Source organism: Rickettsia gravesii BWI-1 (genome assembly GCF_000485845.1).
Lineage (GTDB): Bacteria > Pseudomonadota > Alphaproteobacteria > Rickettsiales > Rickettsiaceae > Rickettsia > Rickettsia rickettsii.
Window position 1 is genome coordinate 1 of the sequence record NZ_AWXL01000005.1, and the last position, 24168, is coordinate 24168.

Here is a 24168-nt window from a genome sequence, read left to right on the forward strand (position 1 = left end):
AAAACCGCCATGATTTCCGCCTCCCCCTCGTGATTGTTGATTTTGAAAAGCATCGTGTCCAAAACGGTCATAAGCAGCTCTTTTTTGCTCATCTTTTAGAACATCATAAGCGGCATTGATTTCTTTAAATTTCTTTTCAGCATCTTTAGCATTAGTAGTATCAGGGTGATATTGCTTGGCTAGCTTGAGGTAGGCTTTTTTAAGGTCAGCTTGGCTAGCTGTTTTACTAACCCCTAGTATTTGGTAATAATTTTGTGACATAATTTAATTTATAAAATGAGATTGTAACGTCATTACGAGGAAAATTACATAGTAATTTGACGAAACAATCTCAGGATATTTAACGAGATTGCCACGCAGCTTACCGCTGCTCGCGATGACGAAATTACTTCTACTTCTTCTCTACATCTTGAAAGTCGGCATCTACTATTTTTTCATCATTAGCGGCACTTTCTTCAGTAGTTTGGCTCTCGCTTTGTGCTTTATACATCGCTTCACCGATTTTCATGCTAGCTGCAGTTAAACTTTCGGTCTTTTCTTTAATCAAAGCAACATCTTCCGACTCAAGCACGGCTTTTAAAGCGGCTAGTGCTTCTTCAACAGCTCCTTTATTGTCTGATGATAATTTATCGCCATATTCTGTAAGAGTTTTTTCAGTAGAATAAACTAAACTATCGGCAGCATTTTTTGCTTCAATAAGTTCCTTACGCTTTTTGTCTGCATCAGCATTTTGTTCGGCATCTTTAACCATTTGTTCAATTTCCGCATCGCTAAGACCACCGGAAGCTTGAATAGTTACTTTCTGCTCTTTACCGCTTGCTTTATCTTTAGCTGAAACATGCACTATTCCGTTAGCATCAATGTCAAACGTTACTTCTATTTGCGGCAAACCTCTTGGTGCAGGAGGTATACCTTCGAGATTAAACTGACCAAGTAATTTATTATCTTTTGCCATTTCACGTTCACCTTGGAATACTCTAATAGTTACGGCATGCTGGTTATCATCAGCAGTTGAGAATACCTGACTTTTCTTAGTAGGTATAGTAGTATTACGATCGATTAATCTTGTAAATACGCCGCCAAGAGTTTCAATGCCAAGGGATAGAGGTGTAACGTCTAATAATAATATATCCGTTACTTCTTTATTAAGTACTCCGCCTTGAATAGCAGCACCGAGAGCTACAACCTCATCGGGATTTACGCCTTTATGTGGCTCACGTCCGAAGAATTTTTTTACGGCTTCTTGTACTTTCGGCATTCTAGTCATACCGCCTACTAATACTACTTCTTGAATATCAGAAGCTTTAAAACCTGCATCCTGTAATGCTTTACGGCAAGGCTCAATTGTTTTTTCAATTAAATCATCTACTAATTTTTCTAGTTCAGCTCTAGTAAATTTAATATTTAAGTGTTTTGGACCGCTACTATCAGCTGTAATATAAGGTAAATTAATATCGGTAGTTACTGCAGAAGATAGTTCTTTCTTAGCTTTTTCCGCGGCTTCTTTCAAACGTTGAAGTGCTAAAGGATCTTTACTTAAATCTATACCGTTTTCTTTTTTGAATATATCTATTAAATGGTTTAATATTCTTGTATCGAAATCTTCACCGCCAAGGAATGTATCGCCGTTTGTTGATTTCACTTCAAAAACACCGTCAGCGATCTCAAGAATTGAAACATCGAATGTTCCGCCGCCAAGATCGTATACTGCAATAGTTTTACTTGCCGATTTCTCGAAACCGTAAGCAAGAGCTGCAGCAGTCGGCTCGTTGATTATTCTAAGGACCTCAAGACCTGCTATTTTACCGGCATCTTTCGTTGCTTGACGCTGTGCATCATTAAAATAAGCAGGTACGGTAATTACTGCTTGTGTTACTTTGTCCCCTAAATAATTCTCAGCAGTTTCTTTCATTTTTTGTAAAATGAATGCACTAATTTGACTTGGTGAATATTTATTATTATCCGCTTCGACCCATGCATCCCCGTTATCGGCTTTAACTATATTATACGGTACAATACCTTGGTCTTTCCTAACCATAGGATCGATAAAATTTCTACCGATTAATCGCTTTACCGCATATATAGTATTGCGAGGGTTAGTTACTGCTTGCCTCTTAGCAGATTGCCCGACTAATTTTTCGCCGTTTGCAAAAGCTATTATTGATGGCGTAGTTCTTTCACCTTCTGCATTTTCTATTACCTTTGGTTCTTTACCTTCCATGACCGCAACACAAGAGTTGGTAGTCCCAAGGTCGATACCTATTACTTTTCCCATAAGATTCCTCGTTTTCTTTTTTTATTTTATTATGACTTTTGATTTGATATAGTGCGGCTTAAATGATTTTACAAGAGGTGACAATGAAAAAACTACCGATTTTACTAAAACTTTTATTTATTATTAATTTAGTTTTCCTAAATAATATAGTTTTAGCATCTAGCGAAACAAGCACTATTATATTTGAAAAAGCAAAGAAAGCAATCGTAACGATCGATACTAGAATTGCCGTATCGGCATATGACGATACAAGTAGTTGGACTGGAACGGGATTTATCAACGATAAGAACAACGGTTATATAATTACTAATACTCATGTTGTCGGCGGTGCGTCTATCGGAACTTATTTTGTTACTTTTTATAACGGTGAGCAGGCAGAAGCAAAACTTATCTATTACGATATTTGGCAAGATTATGCCGTTTTAAAAGTAGAGAGTAAAGATATACCGGCATCAGCAACGCAAATATCTTTTGCAAGCGAACTTCCAAAATTAAATCAAAAGGTTTTTGTAGTCGGTAACACAGAAGCGAAAGGTTTTTCTTTCCATACCGGTTATTTGTCCGATCTTTATAATATTGAAGGTTTAATGCCGCAATGTACTTATGTTATTAATTTAAATACTACAGGAGGTGCTAGCGGTTCACCGGTATTAAACGATAAGATTGAGGCTATAGGAGTATTATATGGTGGCGGTAAAACTCATTCTCTAGCGCTGCACGGTGATTATGTAGCTCGCACTTTAGAAAGTTTAAAGAATAATAAACAACCAGGCAGAAAACATATAGGAATAATAAGCGAGTTATATTCTTTAAATAAAGCAGTTAGACATCACAATTTCCCTAAAGAAGAAATGGATAAATATATAAAGAAATTTCCTGATAGTAGAAATAGAGTGATAAGCGTTAAGGCAGTTTTAGCTGGATCACCTGCCGAAAAATCTTTAAAAGCCGGTGATATTATTTGGGCAGTTAATGATAAGGAACTCGGCGGCAATCTAGCATTATTTGATAGAGAAATGGATAATTTCAAAGGAATAGCTATTAAACTTACTATATTTCGTGATGGAAAAAAGCTAGAACAAGCAGTAGATTTATATGATGTGAACAATAATAAAATCGCTAAAATGATAAATTTCGGCGGTGCAGTATTTTTTGAAGCCGATGATTATTTTAGTAATAAATCAGGTATTCCGCTTAAAGCTCTAAGTATAGCTTCCGTTCAATCCGGTAGTAGCTTTAGCTCTATACCAACGTTTTTTACTAAAGATTATAAAAATGTTTATAGATTGCAAATTTTTGAGATGAAAGATTTAGCTTTAAGTAATCTTGATGATTTGGTGAAATTCTTACCTGCTATTACTAAAGAGAAGTTTATAACGGTTAGATTTAAAAATTATCAACCTTATTATGCTAATTTCGGTTATAATGAACTTATCTCGTCACATGATGATATGATTGCTGATATAACTCTAGATTCTATAGATACTAAGCCTTATATATTAAAGTATAATACTATTTCTCATGATTGGGATATGGAAAATATAAAACTTCAGTAACTAGTGACATTGTGATAAATTAACAATTCTTAATCAATGAAGTAATATATAATTCAACTTGGTTTATTGCGTTATTATTCTTAAATTTATAATCTTATATTTTAAGAGAATTGCAAATTAGCTCAGAGTAGTTCGCCAACTAGGTCATTTTTGTGTGGATTGATAAATATTCTTTATGTTATTCCTGCAAAAGCCAGACAGCATTGTTGCATGGTGGATACATACTAAAACCGTCATTGCGAGCAGCCGTAGGCTGCGTGGCAATCTCATGAAATAATAACAAACTTCTGAGATTGCTTCGTCAATTGCTATGCAATTTCCTCGCAATGACAGAAAAAACGCCCCTTACTCACTACCTAAGAAACATAGCTAATTAACAATTCCTCCTAAAATAATTAATAAATTTAGGAGAATTAATGACTAAAGAACAAATACCTACAGTAGATAAAACAAAAAACATCTTTTTTTAAGTTTTGTACAAAAAATAGTAATAACTCTAATACTCAGGATTCACTAACATCACCACGTTCAGATGATGATATAGAGAGGGATGTTTCTAAAAAAGAAGCTTCTTAAGAAAATTCAAAGCATTAATAGACAAGAATGATGAAGATGCACTAAAAGCATTTCTATTTGATAAAAAAATAAGTATATCTTACATGATGCGGTTGAGGATAAAGAACAAACATTAGTTGAAAAAATATTAGAATTAACTAAATACGTAACAGGGATAACCTATAACGATTCAACAGTGTTACATTCAGCAGTTACAGGAATTGCTAACAAAGAGATTATAAAAGCTTTATTAGCAAAAAATCCTTATTTAGTAATGATCAAAGATGCTTCAGGTCTTACTCCATCATATTATAATACTAGTAAAGAAATATTAGAAATATTGCAAAATTGTGAACGATATATTATAGACTGGCTTAATATAGAACCATGGCACGGTTGGGCAGAAGATATGCACAAATATTTAGAAGATGATATGTCTATAATTGGAAAAAATAAGCATACAATAATGGAGCTTGTATAAAAAATTTGTAAATTATCGGACAAGCATCTTCCTTGTAAATTTAACATAGAGTATTAGATTTGCAAGGAAGATATAGAGAGTTCTTTAATAAAAAACGGTAAGTATGTAAAACTGACCGATTAAATTTAAAGCTTAAAAAATTATAATTCAGTAGTAGGGATATACTTGATATTTCCATCTTCTCCTATCAATGGGTAATACTCTGTTTGAGGGTTATAAGCATCATAACTAATTGATGTTTGTGATGATAGTTTTTGTGCTAATATTATCAATTTTTCTTCATATAACTCAAAAGATTTTTCTAAATCCTTTTTCGTAATCTTTACAGTTTTAGTTTCATCTGTATTTACTTTGAGTGTTTTAATACTTTCTGTTGAGCTATATGAGCTATATTTTGTTAAAGTTACTTTTTTTAGGAAGAGAAAATATGTTTTTATTTTTACCAATACTATTTGTATTTGTGTTGGAATACTTAGAACAAGTTTAGTTAATAACATCTAATACCTTAAAAATTTTGAAGTGGCAGCATACAAGCATCACTTATTAATGTCAACATAAATTAACATATTATTACTATAAATATTAATAAATGCTAATTATTATAATTTTCTTTCACAAAATCGAAATAAACTGTTATTAATATAAAAAACAATTTTAATTAATATATGCGTTCTTTATTTGTAATAATTATATTCTTTCTAATGAGCAGTTGTAATTTAAAACCGGTATATAGTGAAAAATACAGTAGAAATAATGATTTAGAAACTATTGAAGTTGAACCGATTCGAACAATTGAAGGAGCTGAGTTTTATCATCGTTTAACTAGTATTTTACCTCAGAAAGCACAAGCAAAATACCTGCTTAAAGTAAAGCTTATCGCAACAACTATGCCTGCTACTATTGAAAAAAACTCCAATGTTTTAAGGAAATATATTAATCAATTAGTTAGATATAAATTAATTGATATAGAAAGCCAAAAGGTTTTAATTGAAGAGAAGTTTTACCAAAACACGTCATATAATGCTATTTTTACACCATATGCAACAAATGTTGAAAGAGATGAAACAGGAGTAGACTTAGCATATCAAGCAGCAGAAGAAATTCGTAGCAGATTAATTTTATATTTTACACGGAAATAGTTAAGCTATGAAATTTTATTTTTCACAAATAGGTAGATTATTTGAGCTAATAACATCCGGAAAGATTAGAGCTCTTTTACTATATGGTCCTGATAAAGGTTATATAGAAAAAATTTGTAAGCATTTAGTAAAAAGCTTAAATATGCTACAAACTTCTATAGAATACGCAGAGCTTAATATTTCATCTTTAGAAATATTACTTAATTCGTCTAATTTTTTTGGTCAAAAAGAATTAATTAAAATTAGATCGGTTGGGAATTCAATCGATAAGAATTTAAAAACAATTCTAAGCAGTGATTATATAAATTTTCCTGTATTTATAGGTGAAGAAATGACTTCTAGTGGGAGCATTAGAAAGTTTTTTGAAACGGAAGAATATTTAGCGGCAGTTGCTTGTTATCATGACGATGAAGCAAAAATTGAACGAATTATTTTAGGTAAAGTAGAAAAAACTAATAAAATTATAAGTAAAGAAGCTATCACTTATTTAAAAGCTCATTTAAAAGGTGATCATGATTTAATTTGTAGCGAAATAAATAAATTAATATATTTTGTTCACGACGCACGCGAAATTACTTTAAACGATGTTCTAGAAGTTATAAGTAGCGAAATTACGGCAAATGGCAGTGATTTAGCAATGTATTTTTCAAAAAAAGATTATAGTAATTTTCTGCAAGAGCTTGATATATTAAAAAAACAAAATATCAATGAAGTTTTAATTATTAGAGCATTAATAAGGCATTATTTAAATTTATATATAGTTTTGTCGAAAGTAAAAAACGGTGAGCGTTTGGAACTCGCAATAAAATCATTATCACCACCAATTTTCTATCAGTATATTAATGATTTTACGAAGATAGCAAACGGTCTTAGCCTCACTGAATGTCTAAAGACTTTAAAAGTGCTACAACAGGCAGAAGTGGATTATAAGTTAAACCCTGCTAGTTTCGATTTATTCCAAAGTATACTCCAAAGTAAATGAAGAGTAGACGAAGTTTAATTTGGAAAAGAGCAAGGAGACTATAAGGCGAGGAGCGGAGCGTATACTTAATACGTGAGCACCGTAGCTCTTATAAGATGACGTAGCCAATTTTTCAAATTAAACGAGTATACATTATGCCTAGACCTGATTTTTCTGACCCTGACAAACAAATTCACGAGATAATTAGAGTTAATCATGCCGGAGAATATGGTGCAAAAAGAATTTATCAAGGACAGCTAAAATATATTAAATCTCAAAATGATCATACATTGATTAAAGAAATGCTTGACCACGAAGAAGTGCATTTAAATTATTTTGAAAAAAAATTACTGGAAAAAGAAGTAAGACCCACGTTTTTATTATTTTTTTGGCATCATTACGGATTTTTACTTGGTGCTTTATCTTCCTTGATGGGAATAAAAACGGTGATGCTTATTACCGAGAGTGTAGAAGAAGTAATAGAAAAGCATTATGAACAGCAAATAAATTATTTAGAAAATAAAAATGTTGAGCCAGAATTATTAAATAATATTATTAAATTTCGACTTGATGAAATTGAACATAAAAATATTGCTATAATGAATGATAGTACTGAGGCAATATTTGCAGAAATAACTAGTAAAATAGTGAAGATAATTTGTCGTATCTCTATAATTTTAAGTAAGACAATTTAGAGTTAACAGCTTAATTAGTTGAAAAATCTAGAAATATTTTACTTCTAAGATATTAAGAAGATAATAAAAAAACATTAATAATATTATTAGAAATGGTGATGAAAAGAAAAACTTTTTTTAAATTTTTTCTTTATTTTTTGCATTTGTATTTTTTAGAATTAATAAATCTTTATTTTTATCAAACATAGCTAATACTACTCGCAATTCCTTTATTTAATTTATGCCTAAACCTAATCTAGAATTAATAAATAAAGGTGCCAGGGGTTAAGCTCCGTTGCTGTAAGACAACAACCTCCATTATACTTCATGATTTTACTCACTTATAATAATAGACCCCTGGCGTAACTTAATGTTAAGTTTTGACAGATTGGTCTTGCAACAATGGAGCTTAAACATTATTAGCGGTCTATATATTAGTTGAATAATATAAAGAGTCAAGAGATTTTAGTTGTCATTAATAATAAATAATGTAATTCTGAGTTACGGGGTATATTTTCTATATAATCTGCTTCTAGCATTTGCTTTTACATCAATAATAATTTATATTTATTTTCACTCATGCGAATAGCAGATTACTTTTGTAGTTTGTTATTGGTGATAATTAGGAAATATAAAATAACAATATGAGTCAAAAGATAATTTTAAATAATTCATATTCTATTACTAAATCGCACTTATTCCATATAGTAGACCCAAGCCCTTGGCCCGTCCTAACATCTTTTGCTTTACTTCTTTTGGTTATAGGCGGCGTCTCGTTCATGCATGGCTACAAATTTAATATATATATTTTATTTGCAGGGATTATTTCAGTAGGTTACTGTTTATATTCTTGGTGGAGAGATGTAGTGAAAGAAGGAATAGTCGAACATCAGCATACTAGTCCTGTTAGAAAAGGTTTACAAATAGGTATGGCGTTATTTATCTTAACGGAAATAGTATTTTTTGGTGTATTTTTTGCTTCTTTTTTTAAATCAAGTCTATCACCCGTAGGTCTTTTAGACGGTGTATGGGTTGTAAAGCAGGGCATTTGGCCTCCACCTACAATTAAAACTTTTGAGCCGTTTGATATTCCTTTTATCAATACTTTAATACTACTCTTATCAGGCACTACCGTTACTTGGGCTCACTACGCCTTAGAAGAAAAAAATCAAAAAGATTGTGTAACTGCACTTGCTCTTACCATATTGCTTGGAATATTTTTTACAACTATGCAGGCATATGAATATTACCATGCGGCGTTTAAATTTACAGATGGTATATATGCTTCTAATTTTTATTTGGCCACAGGTTTTCATGGAGCTCATGTAATTATAGGCACTATATTTCTAATAATTTGCTACTTTAGAGCAAAAAGAGGAGATTTTACTACAGAAGGTAATGGACATTTAGGGTTTGAATGTGCTGCATGGTACTGGCATTTTGTGGATGTGGTTTGGTTATTTTTATTTACGTTTGTTTATATATTTGGAAGTTAAATTATACTATATGTGATTATAATGTTACTTAAAATAAGTGTTTTTAAAATATTTTTGCATATTAATTAAAATTGCATATATTTAGGAGTTGATTTATGTATAAATAAATTATACATTATTTTTTAAATGCTAATTATTTTATTGAGGTAAAACATATGAACTTTCCTATTCGTAAATTAAACGAAGAATTAATCGATTATAATCTATCATTACGCATATTATTTACTATTCTAAGCGTGGCTATTATTATGGTAGCTTTTGATAGCTTAGGTAGTAGTGATAGCGATCCTGTAGGTGATGCATTATGTAAGTTAATTAAAGTATTCAGAGGCAATACTGCAAGAAGTATAGCTGTTGTCGGTATAATTGTTCTGGGAATTCAAACATTAAGAGGAAAATTGCAGTGGGAAGTAGCGTTAGTGGTAGTTACTGCAATCATTATATTATTTAAAGCTCCAGATATTGTTAATATGGTATCAAGTGATACTACTAGTAGCTCAAAGTGTGGTGTGTCCTAATACACGAAAAAATTATTATATCTTTAGTAATACCCATAAGCTTCAGCTTATGGGTATTTTTAAGTGATGTTGTTGCGTAGCCCCTATGTCATTCCCACATGGCATCGTTGCGTGGGTTGAAAAATGCGTTAGGTGTTATAGTGTGGCTTGACTCTCTATTGTATGAACGTTTAGTGTGTCATTCCTGCAAAGGCAGGGACAAGACAACCTTAATATAGGTTACATATTTAATAAAAATAAACATATAAAAAACAAGTTTTTATATGTTTTACTGGATTCCCGCCTACGTGGGAATGACATCAATTGCCTTTATACTCAGGTCAACGGCAACATTCATACAATACTCAATAGTGTTTTAATTGTTTTGATGGACCACGTGGTTAAACCACGGGATGACAGTGGATTTTGTCGGTCTATGCAACAACGTCTTTACTTAAATAAAAGGCCTAATCTATTACCTATAACAATATCAATATATTTTGCTGTAATAGGGATCCCTTCAATATTCATTTCTAGATATATTGCTTGTTTTGCAGGGATTTTTGTTTGTAGTTTTGTAATTGATACATATTCATCTAAAGCTTGATTATTAGTATCCATTACTCTCACTTTGATTATAGGATCGGAAATTAAATAATCAGACTCATTAGATAATTTATAAAATATCTTCATACAGTCTATATGACGAGATTTGCCTAAATTAATTTCTTCTATCTTTAATTGATCATATTTACCTAAGAATTTAAAGCTATCTATTAGTAATATCACTAAACAAAAAATTATAAAGCTAGTCCATAATATTGGAAATATATTATATTTTTTCTTAGGAGGAATATACGGTAAAATAACCGGCACATTAGCATTGTAATGATTTTTAATAGGAGTTTTAATAGTTCCCATGTTTACTTTATCTTTAAAGTCATTTAATGTACTAGTATTATAGTCTAATTTCTGATACCACAAATGGCTACATTTGGAACATTTTACTCGTCGTCCGTTAATACCTATTTGATTGCTTGTAACAATAAATCTTGTTTGGCAATTTGGGCAAGTAATATACATAGTTAATTATAATTATTATGTTTGACTTCATGATAATCTCATTTATTATTTTTGGCAATAAAACAGTTAAAAGATATGTCCTCTCTTATTAAAGAAATTGAAGAAGCTTGGCAAATTAAGGACAAACTCCTTCAAGATTCTTCAAAGCTTATAACATTAAAGCAAACTCTTAATGATAGTATAGAAAGCTTAAATCAAGGTACGATTCGTGTTTGTGAAAAGAAAGAAAATAGTTGGCAAGTTAATGAATGGGTAAAGAAAGCTATATTGCTATATTTTATCACTACAGAATCACAACTTTATAATAACAATTATAATAGTTGGTATGACAAAGTTGCTCCTAAATTTTCTGCAGATACTGATAAAAATACATTCAAAGAAGCAGCTATACGCAAAGTGCCCGGAGCTGTTGTTAGAACCGGTACTTATATAGCTAAAAATGTTGTAATTATGCCTTCTTTTATTAATATAGGTGCTTATATAGATGAGGGAACAATGATTGATACATGGGCTACTATCGGCTCATGTGCTCAAATTGGCAAGAATTGCCATATTTCAGGCGGTACGGGAATAGGTGGGGTGCTTGAGCCGTTGCAAGCAAAGCCTGTTATCATTGAAGATAATTGTTTTATCGGTGCAAGATCGGAAATAGCAGAAGGTGTAATAGTAGAGGAAGGAGCAGTAATTAGTATGGGGGTGTTTATCGGTAGCTCTACAAAAATAGTATACAGAGATACAGGTGTAATTATTTACGGCAGAATTCCGGCTTATTCCGTTGTAGTTCCAGGAGTATTACCTGCTAAGGAAGCCGGTAAGCCTGGACTTTATTGCGTAGTTATCATAAAACAAGTCGATAAAACTACTAGAGCTAAAGTAAGCATAAATGATTTACTGAGGTAGATAGATCAATGTGAGCGTTCATGGGTTTTTCACTGTCACCCCGTGGCCTGACCACGGGGTCCAGAAAAAATAACTTCAATATTGTTACCTACACTACATGTTTTACTGGATTCCGTGAATAAATCACGGGATGACAGAGAGGAATAATAAGCCGCTTAACATCAGTGAACGGTCACAGATCAATAATATCGCCGATTATACCATTAAGATATCCCTCGCTTTGTTGTTGTTCTGAAATATCTGTTTGTTGAATTGCGTTATTATTTGGGTTTCCTAAGAAAGTATTGTATGCCATAAGCATTGCATCTCGTTGTTTTTGAGGATCACGTACAACACCAGCTGCTTTAAAATATGATTCTGCAGCATCTGTTTCCTGTTGTTTTTGAAAGCAAAGTTCGTTTCCTTGGGCCATATATAAATCATATTTTATAGGCTTTTCAGCCTTATTTATAAGACTGTCATAACATTTTAATATAGAGTCTAATTTATTATTCTTTCTATAAAATATGATAGCTGGGTCTTCGCGTCCTAAGTTAAATAGCATATCGCCGATTTTATTGTACATTTCTTTAAGTTCTTCATTACATGTTAGAGCTGTATTATAATTAGCTAAAGCTCCATTATAATCTTCTTCTTTGCTCAATATATCGCCTATTTTAGAGTAGCAGCTAGCTATAGTTGAGTCACCTCTGCTTTGTCCGAGTACTTATTTAACCACTCTATGGCTTCTTTATAATATTGCACTGGTTGATCGTGTTTAGATTCTATATTTTTTATAGAAGATAGATAGTTATTTTGTATGAATAAATCACATATTTCAATTAAGGAACTATAGCAATCATTGGATTGAGACCATGTTGTAGATAACATTTCTTCAAATAATGATAATTCTTTAATTTGTAGGTTTAATACATATCGGTAAGCTTGAATAACCGGTTTATTGTCTGTGAATTTCTCAATAGAGTCTAAAATTTGAAATATTACACCCTATAAGGTTATTAGCTTGTTTGTTTAATATGATAGCTTGAAATTCTGATAATTGTGCTAATCCTTCAAAACAAGAAAGAGTTTTTTCTATAGCCGGATATTGTATTGGAGAACTTGGTAAATATGGTTTAATATACCTCTCATAGTTATTATCTAAAAATTTTGAGTAGTTAAGAGGTGTATATACATTAAAGTCTTCAAAAATTGATTGGATAGTATTAATTATACATTCTACATTTATCTGTATTTATGTATGTAAATTTTCTATCAGACTGTCTTGTTCCTTTAGCAATGAACTTAGCTTCTTTATCTCTAAATTTTGTACTCCTTTTCTCTCTTCTAGGTGTTTTAGTTCTAGAGAGAGGTTTATTTCCCCATTTTGAGAAGTAGGTTTAAAGTTTTATATCAGAGAATTCTAATATATTCTTGTTAATAGCAATGCTATTTTGTAACATCGGTATAATGTTTTCATGATTATTTTCATTATGTTGTGTTATTACGCATATGACATTTCCTTTTAATTTTTTGTGTTCTTCTGTAGGAAAAATATTTTTAAAGTCTTCTATAATCCTGTTAAAGATACTAGGGGATTTTACGGTCTCTTCTTTTGCTACTATGATAAATTTTAATTTATCGGTCATTTGAACTAGCTTTTTAATGAAAAATACATTGATTAACTCTTGCACTGTATCGGGTACTTCGTTAGAGCATTCCCAAAATACTTTTTCTGCAATTTCAAATTTTTTGGGATCATATATAGCCGGTTCATATTTATGCTGAATTTCCGGTGTTGTTTCAAAATCAAATAATTTATCAAATGTAAATTCTTCACCGTTTTCGATAATCTTAAGGTTGTTCTCAAGAGCATTTAAAAATGTGCTTTTCCCGCTATAAGGTAATCCTATTACTACTGTAGCTTCTGGTGTTTTGCCTGCTGGTATTAGTAAATAATTCACTTCAGTCAATGCATTCAGAATATTTGCTTTTAAAGAATCAAGAGCAGTTTCTTCTTCTGTGAAAGGTTTAATATCAATTTCTGTGGAAATTTCATATATAATCGCTAATCTATTCTTTAATATAAATTTTTATACTGTCGCTTTCGCCGCTATCGCTGATAGCTCTAATAATAAATTCACCGGCTTTTGCTTTCCATATTACTGCTTCGTTTGGTTTTGCAGTTGCTATTAATTCATTTTCCACAAACCAAAAAATGTTGTTGGTTTTATTATTGCTAATCGCACTAAAAGTAATGTTATCACTATTTTTAATTGAATGTACGGAATTTTTTAACGGGTATATAATTTTAGGTTTTTGATGATGCCAATTTATCAACCTATTGCAATGGTTTGTAGGTATCGGTTTCGGTAATATATGTATTCCTGCTTTTTGATAAACCGAAAGCATATCTGTTGGCCATAAATTTACTGTTTTATATTCTGTTTGTCCTTTAATAAAGTTACAAACAGGCATACCAGTTTTTAAATCTATCAACATTTTTCTATAAATACCGGATTGTTTTATCGGTGATTTGCCTTTAATGAATAAGGTTTCTGCTTTAACCGGACACATATTGTTATCGATATCTCCCGTATCTGCACAAACTTTTACTTTAGTAATATTTAGTGCATTAATTTTTGAAAGGATTAAATCCTCATCTTTATTTGGTCTAGATATGGACTCGATAATATTAAAGAATAAAGGGGCTGCAGAAATATTACCCGTAAATGTTCCGTGAGTTTGCCCTTTGAAATCCCCAACCCAAACAACAAGTACGTATTTTCCGAATATGCCAGCGCTAAGTGCATCTCTAAATGAGCTGGAAGTACCTGTTTTCCAATAAATCGGTAAGTTATGCCTTGTATTATTATAGGTAATAGGACGAGTCGTATCTTTTATAATATCAAGTGTTAAATAGCTTGCCTCGGGGGATAGTAGTACGGTGTCCGTGTCACCCTTGTCCTCTCCTGTGTCATTCCTGCGAAAGCGGGAATCCAGTAAATCATATGAAATTTTTGTTCCAACATTTAGGTCATTTTTTATGGATTCCTGCTTTCGCAGGAATGACATAGTAGAATCCAATACTTTTCTAAGCGGTTTATAAGTACCGAAATTAGCAAGCATAGCATAAAGAGTAGTTAACTCTTCAAGAGTAATTTCTGCTGTGTCGAGTACTATAGATAAACCGTAATTTTCAGGTTTTCGTAAGCCGCTAATTTTTGCTTGTTGTAAGAACTCATAAAAATTTGGGTTTTTTAACTTAGACGCCAGAAATATTACAGGTGCGTTACGGCTCTTTATTAACGATTCTCTAGCACTTAAACCGCCTGCAAACCTACTATCAAAATTTTCCGGTTTATAATGATCGTAGTAAGTAGGTGTATCCTTTAGTAAAGTTAACGGATGTATTAGTGATTGATCAAAACTAAGTGCATAGACAAACGGTTTTAAAGCTGAGCCTGGAGATCTATGGCTTTTAGTGCCGTTAATCTGTCCACAAATATCGTTATTAAAAAACTCTCCGGAGCCAATACTTGCAAGCACTTCCATAGTAGTAAAATCAATAAGAATTACGGAGGCATTATTAATGCCATATTTTTTCCGATCATTAATATATAGCTGAACTTGTTTTTCTATAGTAGCTTGCAGATTTTTATCTATAGTAGTGCGTATAATAGGGCTATCATTATTTGCTAGTATGTCTAAAGTAAAATGCGGTGCAATAAAAGGAAGTTTTTTATTTTGATTAAATTTAATCGGCAAACTAATTAACTTATTATAAATAATATCTTGTGGGTGAATCGTGAGCCACTCGGTAAATAGATATTTACGTGCTTTAAAAATATTAATATCATTCCCGCCTCTTTTAAGCGGATTTTGTGGGATTACTGCAAGGCTTAGAATATCGATCAAATTTAAATCTTTTAGGTCACGATTGAAGTAAATATAACTGCCGGCTGCTATCCCTTCAATATTACTACCGTAAGGCACTAGATTTAGATAAGCTTCTAGGATTTCATCTTTTGGATAATGTAGCTCTACATGAATAGCTTTAATGATTTGATGGATTTTACCAAGAATAGTAGAAGAGTTTATTCCATATCTTAAACGTGCTACTTGCATTGTTATAGTAGAGCCGCCTATTTTACGATTATTCTGTAAATAAGTAGAATAAAAAGCTTTGGCTAAAGAAATGGGGTTAACGCCAAAATGTTCATAAAAATGCTTGTCTTCATATAATAGTACTGCTTCTATAAAACTTGCCGGTATTTCACGTATAGGAGTGAATATCCTATATTTATCGTCTTTAGAAAGCGAAATACGCATTAACTCGCCGTTTCGGTCAAATACTCTTTGTGAGAAACTTATGTCTTTAAGTAAAGGCGCAGGAGGAATAACAAAATATAATATTATAATGCCGCTGATTGTAATAAAAAGTAATTTGGTTTTGAGAGACAAAGTATATACCTTATAGTGTAAGGTCATTCCCGCGTAGGCAAGAAAACGCGGTTGCGTGGAACGATTTTTTCGTTATTGCGAGGAAAAACTGTAAGTTTTGACTAAGCAATATTGGAACAATTCCTGAGATTGCCACGCTCACTAACGTTCGCTCGCAATGACGACTTGGGTATTCATGCGGGAATGACATCATGTTATATAACAATCATTATAAAGCATTTTAAAAATAATGAAAATTTTAATAATATAGCTTGCATGTATAGAAGTAATATCGTATAATGTCCTACAAGATTTTAATAAATTAACTAAATGTTAACAAAAGCTTTACATTTCCGATAAATACTAAAATATCACATAAAATCCACGTTACTATCCTACTTTATAGCCCATCAATATAAATTTTTGACATAATATTTCTTCATGTATCATTATCTTTAATAACAAAAAAGCATTAATATTTTAAGTAATTGTTAAGATTTATTAAAGAAAAATTAGATATTATGGAAAAAAATATTAAATCTATAAATTCTAAACTTACAAAATTATTCTTACTTAGCTGTGCTAATGCTGCAATCCTTACCGCTGTGACCGGGGAAGCAAGAGCCGATATAGAGATCTATGATATATTGAACCATACTGCTGACTACCAAATATTAACTCCTGCTCAAAAGCTTAATGTTATAAAAGGAATTCAGGACCGTACGGATTTTGGTGACCTTGTTGACGATCTTATGCCGAGGGAAAGAAGATTATTCAATAACGCAATAATAGAAGTCACTAGACTTCAAGCAGTTGCTCCTGTACTTAACGGTACTAGAGAAAGAAGAGAAGCACGTGCAGCCGGTGTTGAAGTTGTTGATTTAACAGGTAATACAGCAGTAGAAACAGGATGTAACGCGCAAGAGATGGTTCTAGAAAATAGACTTCAAGTATTGGAAATCCTTGCTAAAGCTGAAGGGGCAAATGTTGTCAGTATTAACGATAAAATTAAAAAGGCTATACATTTTAATAACATAGAAAATTTAAATACACCTTTGGAGCAGTTAAAATATATAGCTATGACGGGCGGTGTAGATGCTAATGACGATTTAAAAGTTGTAAATAATTATGTTGAAGCTCCTTTAACAACAGAAGCTTTTGAACATGTATTTTTTGGTACTAATATTACTGATCCTACTGTAAGAAGCATCGATATTAATGCTAAATACTCTGAATTAGGAAACAGCCCTTTATTAAATAAGTTTAAAAGCGTCGCTACTCCGGAAGCAAAACATAAATTATTAGATCAATTTAAAAACTATGTTAATCAAAACTTAGTTGAGCTTAAGTCTAAACAATCTAGTATTCCCATAAGACAATCCGTAATGAAGTTAGCTGATCCTGCAATAGTAGTTAATTATTTAGAGTAGATGGCTAAATTAAAAGAAGCATATATTGATAACGGTAAAATTAAGATAGTGAATGAAAACGATAAGGTAGTTGATGAGCAAGATCTAAAAAGTTATAACAAGATTTTAAAAGATGCCGGTTTAATAACTAAAGATTTGGATGGTAAGAAAATGCAGGCATTGATAAATAATTTCGATGCTTTAACAATGAGTGATCTGGCACTTGTCCTAAAAAAGACTGTAGGTGAAATAAGAATAGATAATGAGGGTCTAGTAGGTCTTGTAATATAGCACCTCAAGCAATGGCAGGAGTAGTACCGCCTCCTCCGGCAGGTGTAGGTATAAGACTTGCAATAGCTAGGGATATAGCAAATCTAGATGCCATAGGTGATGATGAACTAAAATTAGCAGGTTATAAATCTAAAGGCAAAAGGAGATGCTGCATTAAGGGGAAGAATAGCTGCACCGGCACCGGTTGTAGGCAGAGCAGTTGCAGAAGTTCTTGTAGCTCCGAATACTTTAGACAGAATATTTCATAATGAGATGTATTTAGCTAAAAATAATGGAAATCCCGGGAAGCTAGAAGTAAGAACATTAGGTGCAGAAACAGATTTAGGGATTACTATCAAAACACTTTTAACTTTAGAAGAAAGGAAAAGTCCACTTGAGTCTTTAGCATTATTTTCAGAAGCAAAGCCTGATAAAGCACAATTAATGATAAAAGCTGAGAATATTTAGAATAGACTAAAAGATGATGATGTAATAAAGCAAATTTCAAGGCAAGCTTTAACTTTAAATAATAAAATAGCCAACAAGGAATTTTTTAAAGAGCTATTTAATGAAGAAGAACATAATGCAATAGACCGTTAAACTATACTTTTGATAAATTACCGCTGGACTTACAAAATCATATTACGGCAAGAAGTACTGAAATAAAAATAAAAGATGCACTACAAGATAAGAAAACAATTATATCAAGAATAGATTATATTGCTAAAAATGAAAATGTTTTAGGTGCAAATTCTTTAAATAATGAAATAGAGAGAATTGTTGATAATTTTAATACTTTAAAATGTTCCGATGTACTAGATCTAGCTCTTAATAAAGGAGACGTACGTGATAATATAGCCCTTACTCCTAAAGCAAACGAAGTAAATACTCAAATAAATAATTGGATTAATAACAATATTGTTAATTTAACAGTGAAAAGTAATATAGATAGCGGCTAACATTTTTATAAAATAAAGCTGTACCGGCAACATTATCAAGAATTTATGAAACGGCAGTTGATACTAACGCTAGATTACTAAGAAAAGTTTTAGCCGATAATGCAGCTGGTTTATATCAAGCTTCTAAAACCATTACAGAGAAAAATATAACAGACGCCGTACAAAATAATTTTAATGCAAAAATGAAAGCTTTAATACCTAATACTAAAGATTTCTCAAAAGAGGCAATTGTAAAATTTCTTAATGTAATAAGTGATGAGAAAATAGAAGCGGTATTAAAAGGAGTAAAAGCAGCGAAAGCTGCTCATACCCCTGTTGTTGCACCGGTAATAGTGGTAGCAGGTGGACCGCCACTATCTACGAGGGTAGGATATAATGGGCTTGGTATGGACGGTTTAGTCAGAAAGAGGAACAGTCTAAAGCCTATCGAAAATCTTTTGCCTAAAAAAAATGCTGCGGTTGCAGTAGCAGTAGCTTATATTGCTCCTACTTCTAAAATAGGGGAAAAAATACGAAACTGCTGTTCAAGCTATAGCAGCTTCAGTTGACACGGATTTAAAAAGAGAGTTAGCAATAAAGACTCAAGGAAAGGAAAAACTAAAAGCATTAATTGTAGAAGAAGTTTTTGAGAAATATACAACTAAAAATGCAGATGCACTTGATGGTGATATAAATCAATTAGCTCAAGCTATAAAAGAAGGAACCAATATTGAGTTCATAGGTCCTAAAAGAGAAGTAGCAAGTGGTATAGATCAGGACACAAGAAATCTATGTGTTAGAATGAATCAAGATGCAGGATTAATGCAGCAACTTAAAGCGAATAATTCTAGGTTAGCAGCAATTATAGAAGCGGCAGCTGTAAATGAAGCAGAAGTTGCTACAAGACGTCCTGAGTCAGCAGCAGCACAAGCAGTAGCAAAATGGAGACGTAAGCTATGGTGGAGTAGTTGTAGTAGCTCCTGCTGTTGCTTCTGTGGCTCCTGTTGCACCATTGGTTTTACCGGTAGATCCTGAAGAGGACGCAGAAGAGGTAATAGCTGTTTCTGCAGTTGCAGCTCCACTAGCACCGGTACCGGTAGTTATTAATATGGAAGATGTAGGGGTAGTTCCGCCTCCGGTGGAAGAAGCTCCACATACTGGTGCAGAAATTATAATTGTTCAACGTATAGAGAGGATTGTTCCTGTAGAGGGCAATATTGAAGGCTTTGATGATGATGAAGATGATTTTAACATTGAAGAAGATTATGAAAATGATGATTATAATATAGGAGCGAACAAAAGTAGAAGTATCTAGTAGTACAAATAAATCAGAATCTAAGGATTCTGAAGTTAGCCTTGAAAACTCGAAGCAAGAGGAAGCTAGACAAGAAGAGGAGGCAAAAGTAGTTGCTTCTATAAAGGAAGCCGCAGAAGCAAGCATTGCTGAAGCTGTAAGAGTTGAAGCTGCTGAAGTTGTAGAAATGCAAAATGCAGTAAAACAAGACGAAGAAATGATTGGAGCAATATATAATCCGATTCATGATATCACTCAAATGAGCTGTAATATTATATCGCATAGAATGTTCTCTAGTGCTGCGGTTGCTGCGGGTGATGAAGATGAAAAAGTGTTAGATAAAAGCCTTTGGATTGCAGGTACTTATGGTACTAATACGCAAAAAGGTTTTGCCGGTTATAAAGGTCATGCTTCGGGCGGTACTATAGGTTTTGATATTGGTTCTAATAACTACAAAGATTTAGTTGGTATTGCTTATACTAAATTGGATTCAAAGTTTAAATCTAACGGTAGCAGGTCAAATACTAATACCGATAGCCATATCGTAACTTTATATGGACAAAAAGAATTACCGAAAAACTTTATGATACAAGCTATGTTTGCTTACAATCATAATATAGTAAAGAGTAAAATCAACCGTTTAGGTACTATTGCAACCGGTAAATATAAGAATAATAATTATAACTTTGAAACTTTATTAAGTTATAATCATCTTATGAATGGTGATATTACTCTTACTCCAAATCTTGTTATAAGATACGGCCACTCTAAAGACGATACATATCAAGAAAGTGATGTAGGTATTCAGCATTTGAGTATTGCTTCTAAAAAGCAGCATTTATGGAGCGGTATTTTAGGCGGTAAGGTAGCTTTAGCACCGCAGAAAATAGCTGAAGGTTTCAGTGTTACGCCTGCACTTCAAGCATCTGTAGAACATTACTTTAATGATAATAGTAAAAAACTTAATGCTAAAGTAAAATGGAAAGATAGAGCAGTTAATGAAACTATCGCATTACTGAAGCAACCTAAAGTCGCTTATAATATCGGTGCTAGCGTTTTAACTGAAAAAGATAATGTAAGCGTATTACTTGAATATAACTGTCATTTACAAAAGAAATATCAAAGCCATCAAGGCTTTGTGAAGTTGAAAGTGAAGTTATAACAGCCAAAATCGTCATTGCGAGAAAAAACTGTAAGTGTTGACGAAGCAATCCAGTAAAAAATGCTAATTTATAGCATTTTTTTTTATTTTTTGTGGATTGCCACGCAGCCTACGGCTGCTCGCAATGACGATTTTGGACCCACGCTAGCAATGCACTCCCACGAGTCGTAAATAATACTTATTACTCGTCTCTTACTACTAACACTGATATATCTGAATGACGGACGATTTTAGAAGCATTAGGTCCAAGCATATAATCTTTTAATTGTAGTCTGACTGCAGAGATTATTATTAAATCGGCTTTAATTTCATTAGAGTGCTTAATTATTTCATCATAAACGGCACCGTTACCTATATAATAATCTGTTTCAATTTCATCGGGAATATATTGTTTGATAAGCTCTTTAATTTGAGCTTTATACTTTTCTTTTTTCTTCGTTCTCCAATTTTTAGGTAAATAATCTTCAAACATTTTCATACCGAATTCAGGAATTACATACATAAAATGTAATTTTGCTTGAAAGTTCGTCGCAAGCATTAAAGCCTTAGAAAGAATACCTTTTATAGATTTTTTATCATTTAAATCTATAGGTATAAGTATATTTTTAAATATAGTATTTTCAGACATAAGATATTGTTAGTTTTTGTTTCTTACTGAATCATGTTTTGGTAGAACAAAATTTTTAGTATCGGCGAAATAGTTAATGTCCAGGTTATTTAATAAGTAATTAGAAAGTTTAAAATTTGCTACGTTTCTATGAAAAGCTCCGATAAATTTATCTAAAATATCACGATTCGTCTCATCTCTAGTTACTAGAATTGCCGATACTTTTACTGTAGTTTGATCATCGGTAATCCCTGGATATAAGCCCTTATGAAGTATGGCTTTATGAAAAGCTCTATTTTGTTTTATTAATTCCGTTATTTTATCATTGTCAATTGAAACGAAATTAATTTCACACTTATTAGCTATTAAATTTACTAAGGGGTTAGAATGTCCAACCATCATTATTATAGCATCTATTTCCTTATTACAGAATTGATCACTAGAATCTTCATAATTAATGTGTAGCTCTTCAGGTTCCTTAGCAAATTTATATAAAGAACGTACGGCATCATAAGTAATATTACTACTGGAAAATGCCGGACCGTTAGTTATTTTTTTTCCGTCAATATCAGCAAAAACCTTTATTTTATCCTCATCTTTTACAATAACCGTAAAAAACTCATCATGTAGATTAAGCACCTGACGTAAATTTTGCATTTTTTCTTGATCGTGATAATAACCTATGCCCTCATATGCTTCTACTGCAATATTAGCTTGCACTAGGGCTAAATCAATTTTGCCTTGTTGTAATAATTTTAAATTTTCTATACTACCGTTTGTTGTAACAACTTCGCATTTAATATGTTCATTATTTTTATTGTCATTTGTAATAGTCTTGCATAAATCAAGTCCAATAGCATAATATCCTTTTAAAATAGAGCCGGTACCGATTTTAATGACTTTTGGAGCAGCATAAATATTACTGCAAATAAGAAATATGCTAATAATAGTTGCTAGTTTAAAATTGTTCATAAAACTAATTTGAATTATTTGCGGTATTTTGGTCTTCTTTATGTTCACCAAGTTTTAGTTCTAATGAATTAATAGAACCGATATTTATTCCTTTGTCTGAAAACTCAATATCAAACTTGGCTTTTTCTATATTGTTGTAAGCCGAATTTAAATCGTTTTGTTCTGTATTTAATTGTGTGTCGGAAGCTTTATTAATTGCTTTAGCAATAATTGTTTTAATTATTTTCTTAGAAAAAATAATATTATTCGGTAATAATTTATCAACTATGGAATTATAATTTTCCAGCTCAAAATATAGTTTTCCTTTCGGTAATTTATTGGCAAAGAGTTGTAAAGTACCGTTTAAATTAACTTTAGAATCATTATCACAAGTGAAAATAAATCTTTCTATATTAAAATTTTGTAAAATAGCTGAATCTTCTCCGTCTTCAGCAAATTTTAAAGAAGCAGCAATATCTAAATTAGCATTTTTAAAATTCAAAATGTCTTTTTCTGAATAATAATTCATGTTTAAAAATAAGGATATATTTTCCTCACTTGCTAAATTCTGTTTTCTTATAAGAAATGCTAAATCATTAATTTTAAAGATTTCTTGATTATCTTTAAATATCAATAATGCTTTATTATTTAACTGAATTGATTTTAATATTTCTTTTAAATTCTCATCTTTTGATATTTTATATAAAGGTTTATTAAATTTTCCTATACCCTTTATGTCATCATCGCTGCGTACATCATAGGTAAATGTTTTGTCGCCGTAATTATCGACTTCTCTAATAAAAGGACCGCAATTAAGAGCGGCGCTTTTAGTACTAAAAGCTATATTTAGGACAATATTTTCGCATGTAAATTCTTTAGAATTTACATGATCAATTAATTTTACTTTAGGATCCGTTACGGTAATTTTCCAATTAAAAGGATAGCCTGAAAACTTAACTGCATTATAAGATATTTTAAGATTATCGGATTCAGAATTCTTAATTAAACTTACAACGTTATTTTTTATAGTATATGCAGTTGCAAACCATATTATAGTAAAGGCTAAAAACACAAAAAGAAGTATTTTACGTATCACTTTTTTAATCCATTATAATTTTATATTACGAGTAGCAGAAGGAAGGCGTACTTTTATGCCGTCTAATTCTTCGGTTAAAATAATTTGACATCCCAATCTAGAAGTATCGGTAAGACCAAAGGCTAAGTCAAGCATATCTTCCTCTGCTTCCGTAGGTTTTTTTAATTTGTTGTAAAATTCTTCTTCTAAAATAACGTGACAAGTAGCACAAGCAAGCGATCCTTCACAAGCTCCCTCAAGGTCTAGATCGTTACTATGGGCAATTTCTAAAATAGAAAGCCCTATTGGTGCTTCTACTGTTTTTTCTGCTCCATCATTTATAATAAATGTTACTTTTATTTTTCCTGACATTCTTCTTATTTTTCCTTATCTAAATTAATTCGATTATAGATAATATATTAT

General features: G+C 31.8%; 26 protein-coding genes and 2 pseudogenes. 16 read left to right on the top strand and 12 right to left on the bottom strand.

Translation table 11 applies throughout. The features are described 5' to 3' along the window. Together RGRA_RS0101795 and dnaK are read right to left on the bottom strand one after the other, a co-directional pair. Positions 1-261: DnaJ domain-containing protein (locus RGRA_RS0101795; protein WP_029662579.1), on the bottom strand; the 261-nt coding region annotated here is incomplete at its 3' end. A gap of 130 nt (positions 262-391) precedes the next feature. Then, positions 392-2275: a molecular chaperone DnaK gene (dnaK, locus tag RGRA_RS0101800; RefSeq protein ID WP_017443334.1), complete on the bottom strand. Its 1884-nt coding sequence runs from the start codon at positions 2273-2275 to the stop codon at positions 392-394. A 62-nt stretch (positions 2276-2337) separates the two neighbouring features. On the opposite strand from dnaK, the gene RGRA_RS0101805 reads away from it, so the two are divergent. Both RGRA_RS0101805 and RGRA_RS08395 read left to right on the top strand, forming a co-directional pair. Next, entirely contained in the window at positions 2338-3831 is a 1494-nt protein-coding gene (locus tag RGRA_RS0101805) for a S1C family serine protease (protein WP_024547239.1), read from the top strand. Positions 3832-4582: 751 nt separating this feature from the next. Continuing rightward, complete coding sequence (locus RGRA_RS08395; RefSeq protein ID WP_017443336.1) at positions 4583-4867, top strand: hypothetical protein; 285 nt, start codon at positions 4583-4585, stop codon at positions 4865-4867. A 140-nt stretch (positions 4868-5007) separates the two neighbouring features. Here the strand turns inward: RGRA_RS08395 and RGRA_RS0101815 are convergent, their stop codons facing one another. Continuing rightward, on the bottom strand, positions 5008-5364 hold the full coding sequence (locus RGRA_RS0101815) for a hypothetical protein (RefSeq protein WP_017443337.1): 357 nt from the start codon (positions 5362-5364) through the stop codon (positions 5008-5010). A 168-nt stretch (positions 5365-5532) separates the two neighbouring features. Between RGRA_RS0101815 and RGRA_RS0101820 the strand changes: the two genes are divergently transcribed. The 5 genes from RGRA_RS0101820 to RGRA_RS0101845 all read left to right on the top strand — a co-directional run bounded on the left by RGRA_RS0101820 (position 5533) and on the right by RGRA_RS0101845 (position 9655). Continuing rightward, positions 5533-6006: a hypothetical protein gene (locus RGRA_RS0101820; RefSeq protein WP_017443338.1), complete on the top strand. Its 474-nt coding sequence runs from the start codon at positions 5533-5535 to the stop codon at positions 6004-6006. A gap of 7 nt (positions 6007-6013) precedes the next feature. Then, complete coding sequence (holA, locus tag RGRA_RS0101825) at positions 6014-6988, top strand: DNA polymerase III subunit delta (protein WP_017443339.1); 975 nt, start codon at positions 6014-6016, stop codon at positions 6986-6988. Between the two features lie 134 nt (positions 6989-7122). Continuing rightward, positions 7123-7662 (top strand): demethoxyubiquinone hydroxylase family protein, encoded by a 540-nt coding sequence (locus RGRA_RS0101830; RefSeq protein WP_017443340.1) that lies wholly within the window; start codon positions 7123-7125, stop codon positions 7660-7662. Positions 7663-8285: 623 nt separating this feature from the next. After that, entirely contained in the window at positions 8286-9137 is an 852-nt protein-coding gene (locus RGRA_RS0101840; RefSeq protein WP_029662581.1) for a cytochrome c oxidase subunit 3, read from the top strand. Positions 9138-9292: 155 nt separating this feature from the next. Further along, positions 9293-9655 carry a TrbC/VirB2 family type IV secretion system protein gene (locus RGRA_RS0101845; RefSeq protein ID WP_017443342.1) on the top strand — a complete coding sequence of 121 codons (363 nt, stop codon included), beginning with the start codon at positions 9293-9295 and terminating at the stop codon, positions 9653-9655. A gap of 429 nt (positions 9656-10084) precedes the next feature. Here RGRA_RS0101845 and RGRA_RS0101850 read toward each other — a convergent pair whose 3' ends face one another. Next, positions 10085-10717 (bottom strand): MJ0042-type zinc finger domain-containing protein, encoded by a 633-nt coding sequence (locus RGRA_RS0101850; RefSeq protein WP_017443343.1) that lies wholly within the window; start codon positions 10715-10717, stop codon positions 10085-10087. Between the two features lie 75 nt (positions 10718-10792). Here RGRA_RS0101850 and dapD point away from each other — a divergent pair, with 75 nt between their 5' ends. Beyond that, positions 10793-11617 (top strand): 2,3,4,5-tetrahydropyridine-2,6-dicarboxylate N-succinyltransferase, encoded by an 825-nt coding sequence (dapD, locus tag RGRA_RS0101855; protein WP_017443344.1) that lies wholly within the window; start codon positions 10793-10795, stop codon positions 11615-11617. A gap of 172 nt (positions 11618-11789) precedes the next feature. Here the strand turns inward: dapD and RGRA_RS0101860 are convergent, their stop codons facing one another. From RGRA_RS0101860 to pbpC, 4 genes and pseudogenes are all read right to left on the bottom strand, one after another. After that, entirely contained in the window at positions 11790-12260 is a 471-nt protein-coding gene (locus RGRA_RS0101860; RefSeq protein ID WP_017443345.1) for a hypothetical protein, read from the bottom strand. Between the two features lie 29 nt (positions 12261-12289). Then, positions 12290-12487 carry a hypothetical protein gene (locus tag RGRA_RS12075; protein ID WP_162146305.1) on the bottom strand — a complete coding sequence of 66 codons (198 nt, stop codon included), beginning with the start codon at positions 12485-12487 and terminating at the stop codon, positions 12290-12292. Between the two features lie 532 nt (positions 12488-13019). Next, positions 13020-13290, bottom strand: a pseudogene (locus RGRA_RS14225) (hypothetical protein). Between the two features lie 379 nt (positions 13291-13669). Continuing rightward, the gene (pbpC, locus tag RGRA_RS0101870; RefSeq protein ID WP_017443347.1) at positions 13670-16060 is read right to left on the bottom strand and encodes a penicillin-binding protein 1C; all 2391 of its coding nucleotides are present in this window, start codon (positions 16058-16060) and stop codon (positions 13670-13672) included. Between the two features lie 584 nt (positions 16061-16644). On the opposite strand from pbpC, the pseudogene RGRA_RS14230 reads away from it, so the two are divergent. The 8 genes and pseudogenes from RGRA_RS14230 to RGRA_RS0101910 all read left to right on the top strand — a co-directional run. Next, a pseudogene (locus RGRA_RS14230) lies at positions 16645-17067 on the top strand (cell surface protein); the annotation flags it as partial. A gap of 402 nt (positions 17068-17469) precedes the next feature. Next, positions 17470-17739: a hypothetical protein gene (locus tag RGRA_RS0101885; RefSeq protein ID WP_017443349.1), complete on the top strand. Its 270-nt coding sequence runs from the start codon at positions 17470-17472 to the stop codon at positions 17737-17739. 11 nt (positions 17740-17750) lie between these two features. After that, positions 17751-17987: a hypothetical protein gene (locus tag RGRA_RS0101890; RefSeq protein WP_017443350.1), complete on the top strand. Its 237-nt coding sequence runs from the start codon at positions 17751-17753 to the stop codon at positions 17985-17987. Between the two features lie 4 nt (positions 17988-17991). Beyond that, positions 17992-18186, top strand: a complete 195-nt coding sequence (locus RGRA_RS0101895; protein ID WP_017443351.1) for a hypothetical protein — start codon at positions 17992-17994, stop codon at positions 18184-18186. 673 nt (positions 18187-18859) lie between these two features. Then, positions 18860-19225: a hypothetical protein gene (locus tag RGRA_RS11670; protein WP_017443352.1), complete on the top strand. Its 366-nt coding sequence runs from the start codon at positions 18860-18862 to the stop codon at positions 19223-19225. A gap of 232 nt (positions 19226-19457) precedes the next feature. Beyond that, positions 19458-19691 carry a hypothetical protein gene (locus RGRA_RS13110; protein WP_017443353.1) on the top strand — a complete coding sequence of 78 codons (234 nt, stop codon included), beginning with the start codon at positions 19458-19460 and terminating at the stop codon, positions 19689-19691. Next, on the top strand, positions 19651-19971 hold the full coding sequence (locus RGRA_RS13115) for a hypothetical protein (protein ID WP_236609758.1): 321 nt from the start codon (positions 19651-19653) through the stop codon (positions 19969-19971). Before RGRA_RS13110 ends, RGRA_RS13115 begins: the two co-directional genes overlap by 41 nt. 166 nt (positions 19972-20137) lie before the next feature. Further along, the gene (locus RGRA_RS0101910; RefSeq protein WP_017443355.1) at positions 20138-21112 is read left to right on the top strand and encodes an autotransporter outer membrane beta-barrel domain-containing protein; all 975 of its coding nucleotides are present in this window, start codon (positions 20138-20140) and stop codon (positions 21110-21112) included. Between the two features lie 181 nt (positions 21113-21293). Here RGRA_RS0101910 and RGRA_RS0101915 read toward each other — a convergent pair whose 3' ends face one another. From RGRA_RS0101915 to RGRA_RS0101930, 4 genes are read right to left on the bottom strand one after another with little or no spacing between them, the layout of a single operon-like run. Continuing rightward, positions 21294-21740, bottom strand: coding sequence for a universal stress protein (locus RGRA_RS0101915; RefSeq protein WP_024547240.1), 447 nt, complete (start codon positions 21738-21740; stop codon positions 21294-21296). Between the two features lie 9 nt (positions 21741-21749). Further along, on the bottom strand, positions 21750-22691 hold the full coding sequence (locus RGRA_RS0101920; RefSeq protein WP_017443298.1) for a TAXI family TRAP transporter solute-binding subunit: 942 nt from the start codon (positions 22689-22691) through the stop codon (positions 21750-21752). 4 nt (positions 22692-22695) lie between these two features. Further along, on the bottom strand, positions 22696-23766 hold the full coding sequence (locus RGRA_RS0101925) for an RP198 family tick cell line-upregulated protein (protein ID WP_017443299.1): 1071 nt from the start codon (positions 23764-23766) through the stop codon (positions 22696-22698). A gap of 12 nt (positions 23767-23778) precedes the next feature. Beyond that, positions 23779-24117 (bottom strand): ferredoxin family 2Fe-2S iron-sulfur cluster binding protein, encoded by a 339-nt coding sequence (locus RGRA_RS0101930; protein WP_017443300.1) that lies wholly within the window; start codon positions 24115-24117, stop codon positions 23779-23781. Between the last annotated feature and the right edge of the window lie 51 nt (positions 24118-24168).

What these genes read in the sequence shown, in the direction of transcription:
- RGRA_RS11670 (WP_017443352.1), top strand. Translation starts at nt 18,860, where the DNA reads ATGAAAGCTTTAATACCTAATACTAAAGATTTCTCAAAAGAGGCAATT.
- RGRA_RS0101895 (WP_017443351.1), top strand. Translation starts at nt 17,992, where the DNA reads ATGTATTTAGCTAAAAATAATGGAAATCCCGGGAAGCTAGAAGTAAGA.
- RGRA_RS0101910 (WP_017443355.1), top strand. Translation starts at nt 20,138, where the DNA reads ATGCAAAATGCAGTAAAACAAGACGAAGAAATGATTGGAGCAATATAT.
- dapD (WP_017443344.1), top strand. Translation starts at nt 10,793, where the DNA reads ATGTCCTCTCTTATTAAAGAAATTGAAGAAGCTTGGCAAATTAAGGAC.
- RGRA_RS0101885 (WP_017443349.1), top strand. Translation starts at nt 17,470, where the DNA reads ATGGCTAAATTAAAAGAAGCATATATTGATAACGGTAAAATTAAGATA.
- RGRA_RS0101840 (WP_029662581.1), top strand. Translation starts at nt 8,286, where the DNA reads ATGAGTCAAAAGATAATTTTAAATAATTCATATTCTATTACTAAATCG.
- RGRA_RS0101890 (WP_017443350.1), top strand. Translation starts at nt 17,751, where the DNA reads ATGGCAGGAGTAGTACCGCCTCCTCCGGCAGGTGTAGGTATAAGACTT.
- RGRA_RS0101820 (WP_017443338.1), top strand. Translation starts at nt 5,533, where the DNA reads ATGCGTTCTTTATTTGTAATAATTATATTCTTTCTAATGAGCAGTTGT.
- RGRA_RS0101830 (WP_017443340.1), top strand. Translation starts at nt 7,123, where the DNA reads ATGCCTAGACCTGATTTTTCTGACCCTGACAAACAAATTCACGAGATA.
- RGRA_RS0101915 (WP_024547240.1), bottom strand. Translation starts at nt 21,740, where the DNA reads ATGTCTGAAAATACTATATTTAAAAATATACTTATACCTATAGATTTA.
- RGRA_RS12075 (WP_162146305.1), bottom strand. Translation starts at nt 12,487, where the DNA reads ATGTTATCTACAACATGGTCTCAATCCAATGATTGCTATAGTTCCTTA.
- dnaK (WP_017443334.1), bottom strand. Translation starts at nt 2,275, where the DNA reads ATGGGAAAAGTAATAGGTATCGACCTTGGGACTACCAACTCTTGTGTT.
- RGRA_RS0101845 (WP_017443342.1), top strand. Translation starts at nt 9,293, where the DNA reads ATGAACTTTCCTATTCGTAAATTAAACGAAGAATTAATCGATTATAAT.
- RGRA_RS0101850 (WP_017443343.1), bottom strand. Translation starts at nt 10,717, where the DNA reads ATGTATATTACTTGCCCAAATTGCCAAACAAGATTTATTGTTACAAGC.
- RGRA_RS0101930 (WP_017443300.1), bottom strand. Translation starts at nt 24,117, where the DNA reads ATGTCAGGAAAAATAAAAGTAACATTTATTATAAATGATGGAGCAGAA.
- holA (WP_017443339.1), top strand. Translation starts at nt 6,014, where the DNA reads ATGAAATTTTATTTTTCACAAATAGGTAGATTATTTGAGCTAATAACA.
- RGRA_RS0101920 (WP_017443298.1), bottom strand. Translation starts at nt 22,691, where the DNA reads ATGAACAATTTTAAACTAGCAACTATTATTAGCATATTTCTTATTTGC.
- RGRA_RS13110 (WP_017443353.1), top strand. Translation starts at nt 19,458, where the DNA reads ATGAATCAAGATGCAGGATTAATGCAGCAACTTAAAGCGAATAATTCT.
- RGRA_RS0101805 (WP_024547239.1), top strand. Translation starts at nt 2,338, where the DNA reads ATGATTTTACAAGAGGTGACAATGAAAAAACTACCGATTTTACTAAAA.
- RGRA_RS0101815 (WP_017443337.1), bottom strand. Translation starts at nt 5,364, where the DNA reads ATGTTATTAACTAAACTTGTTCTAAGTATTCCAACACAAATACAAATA.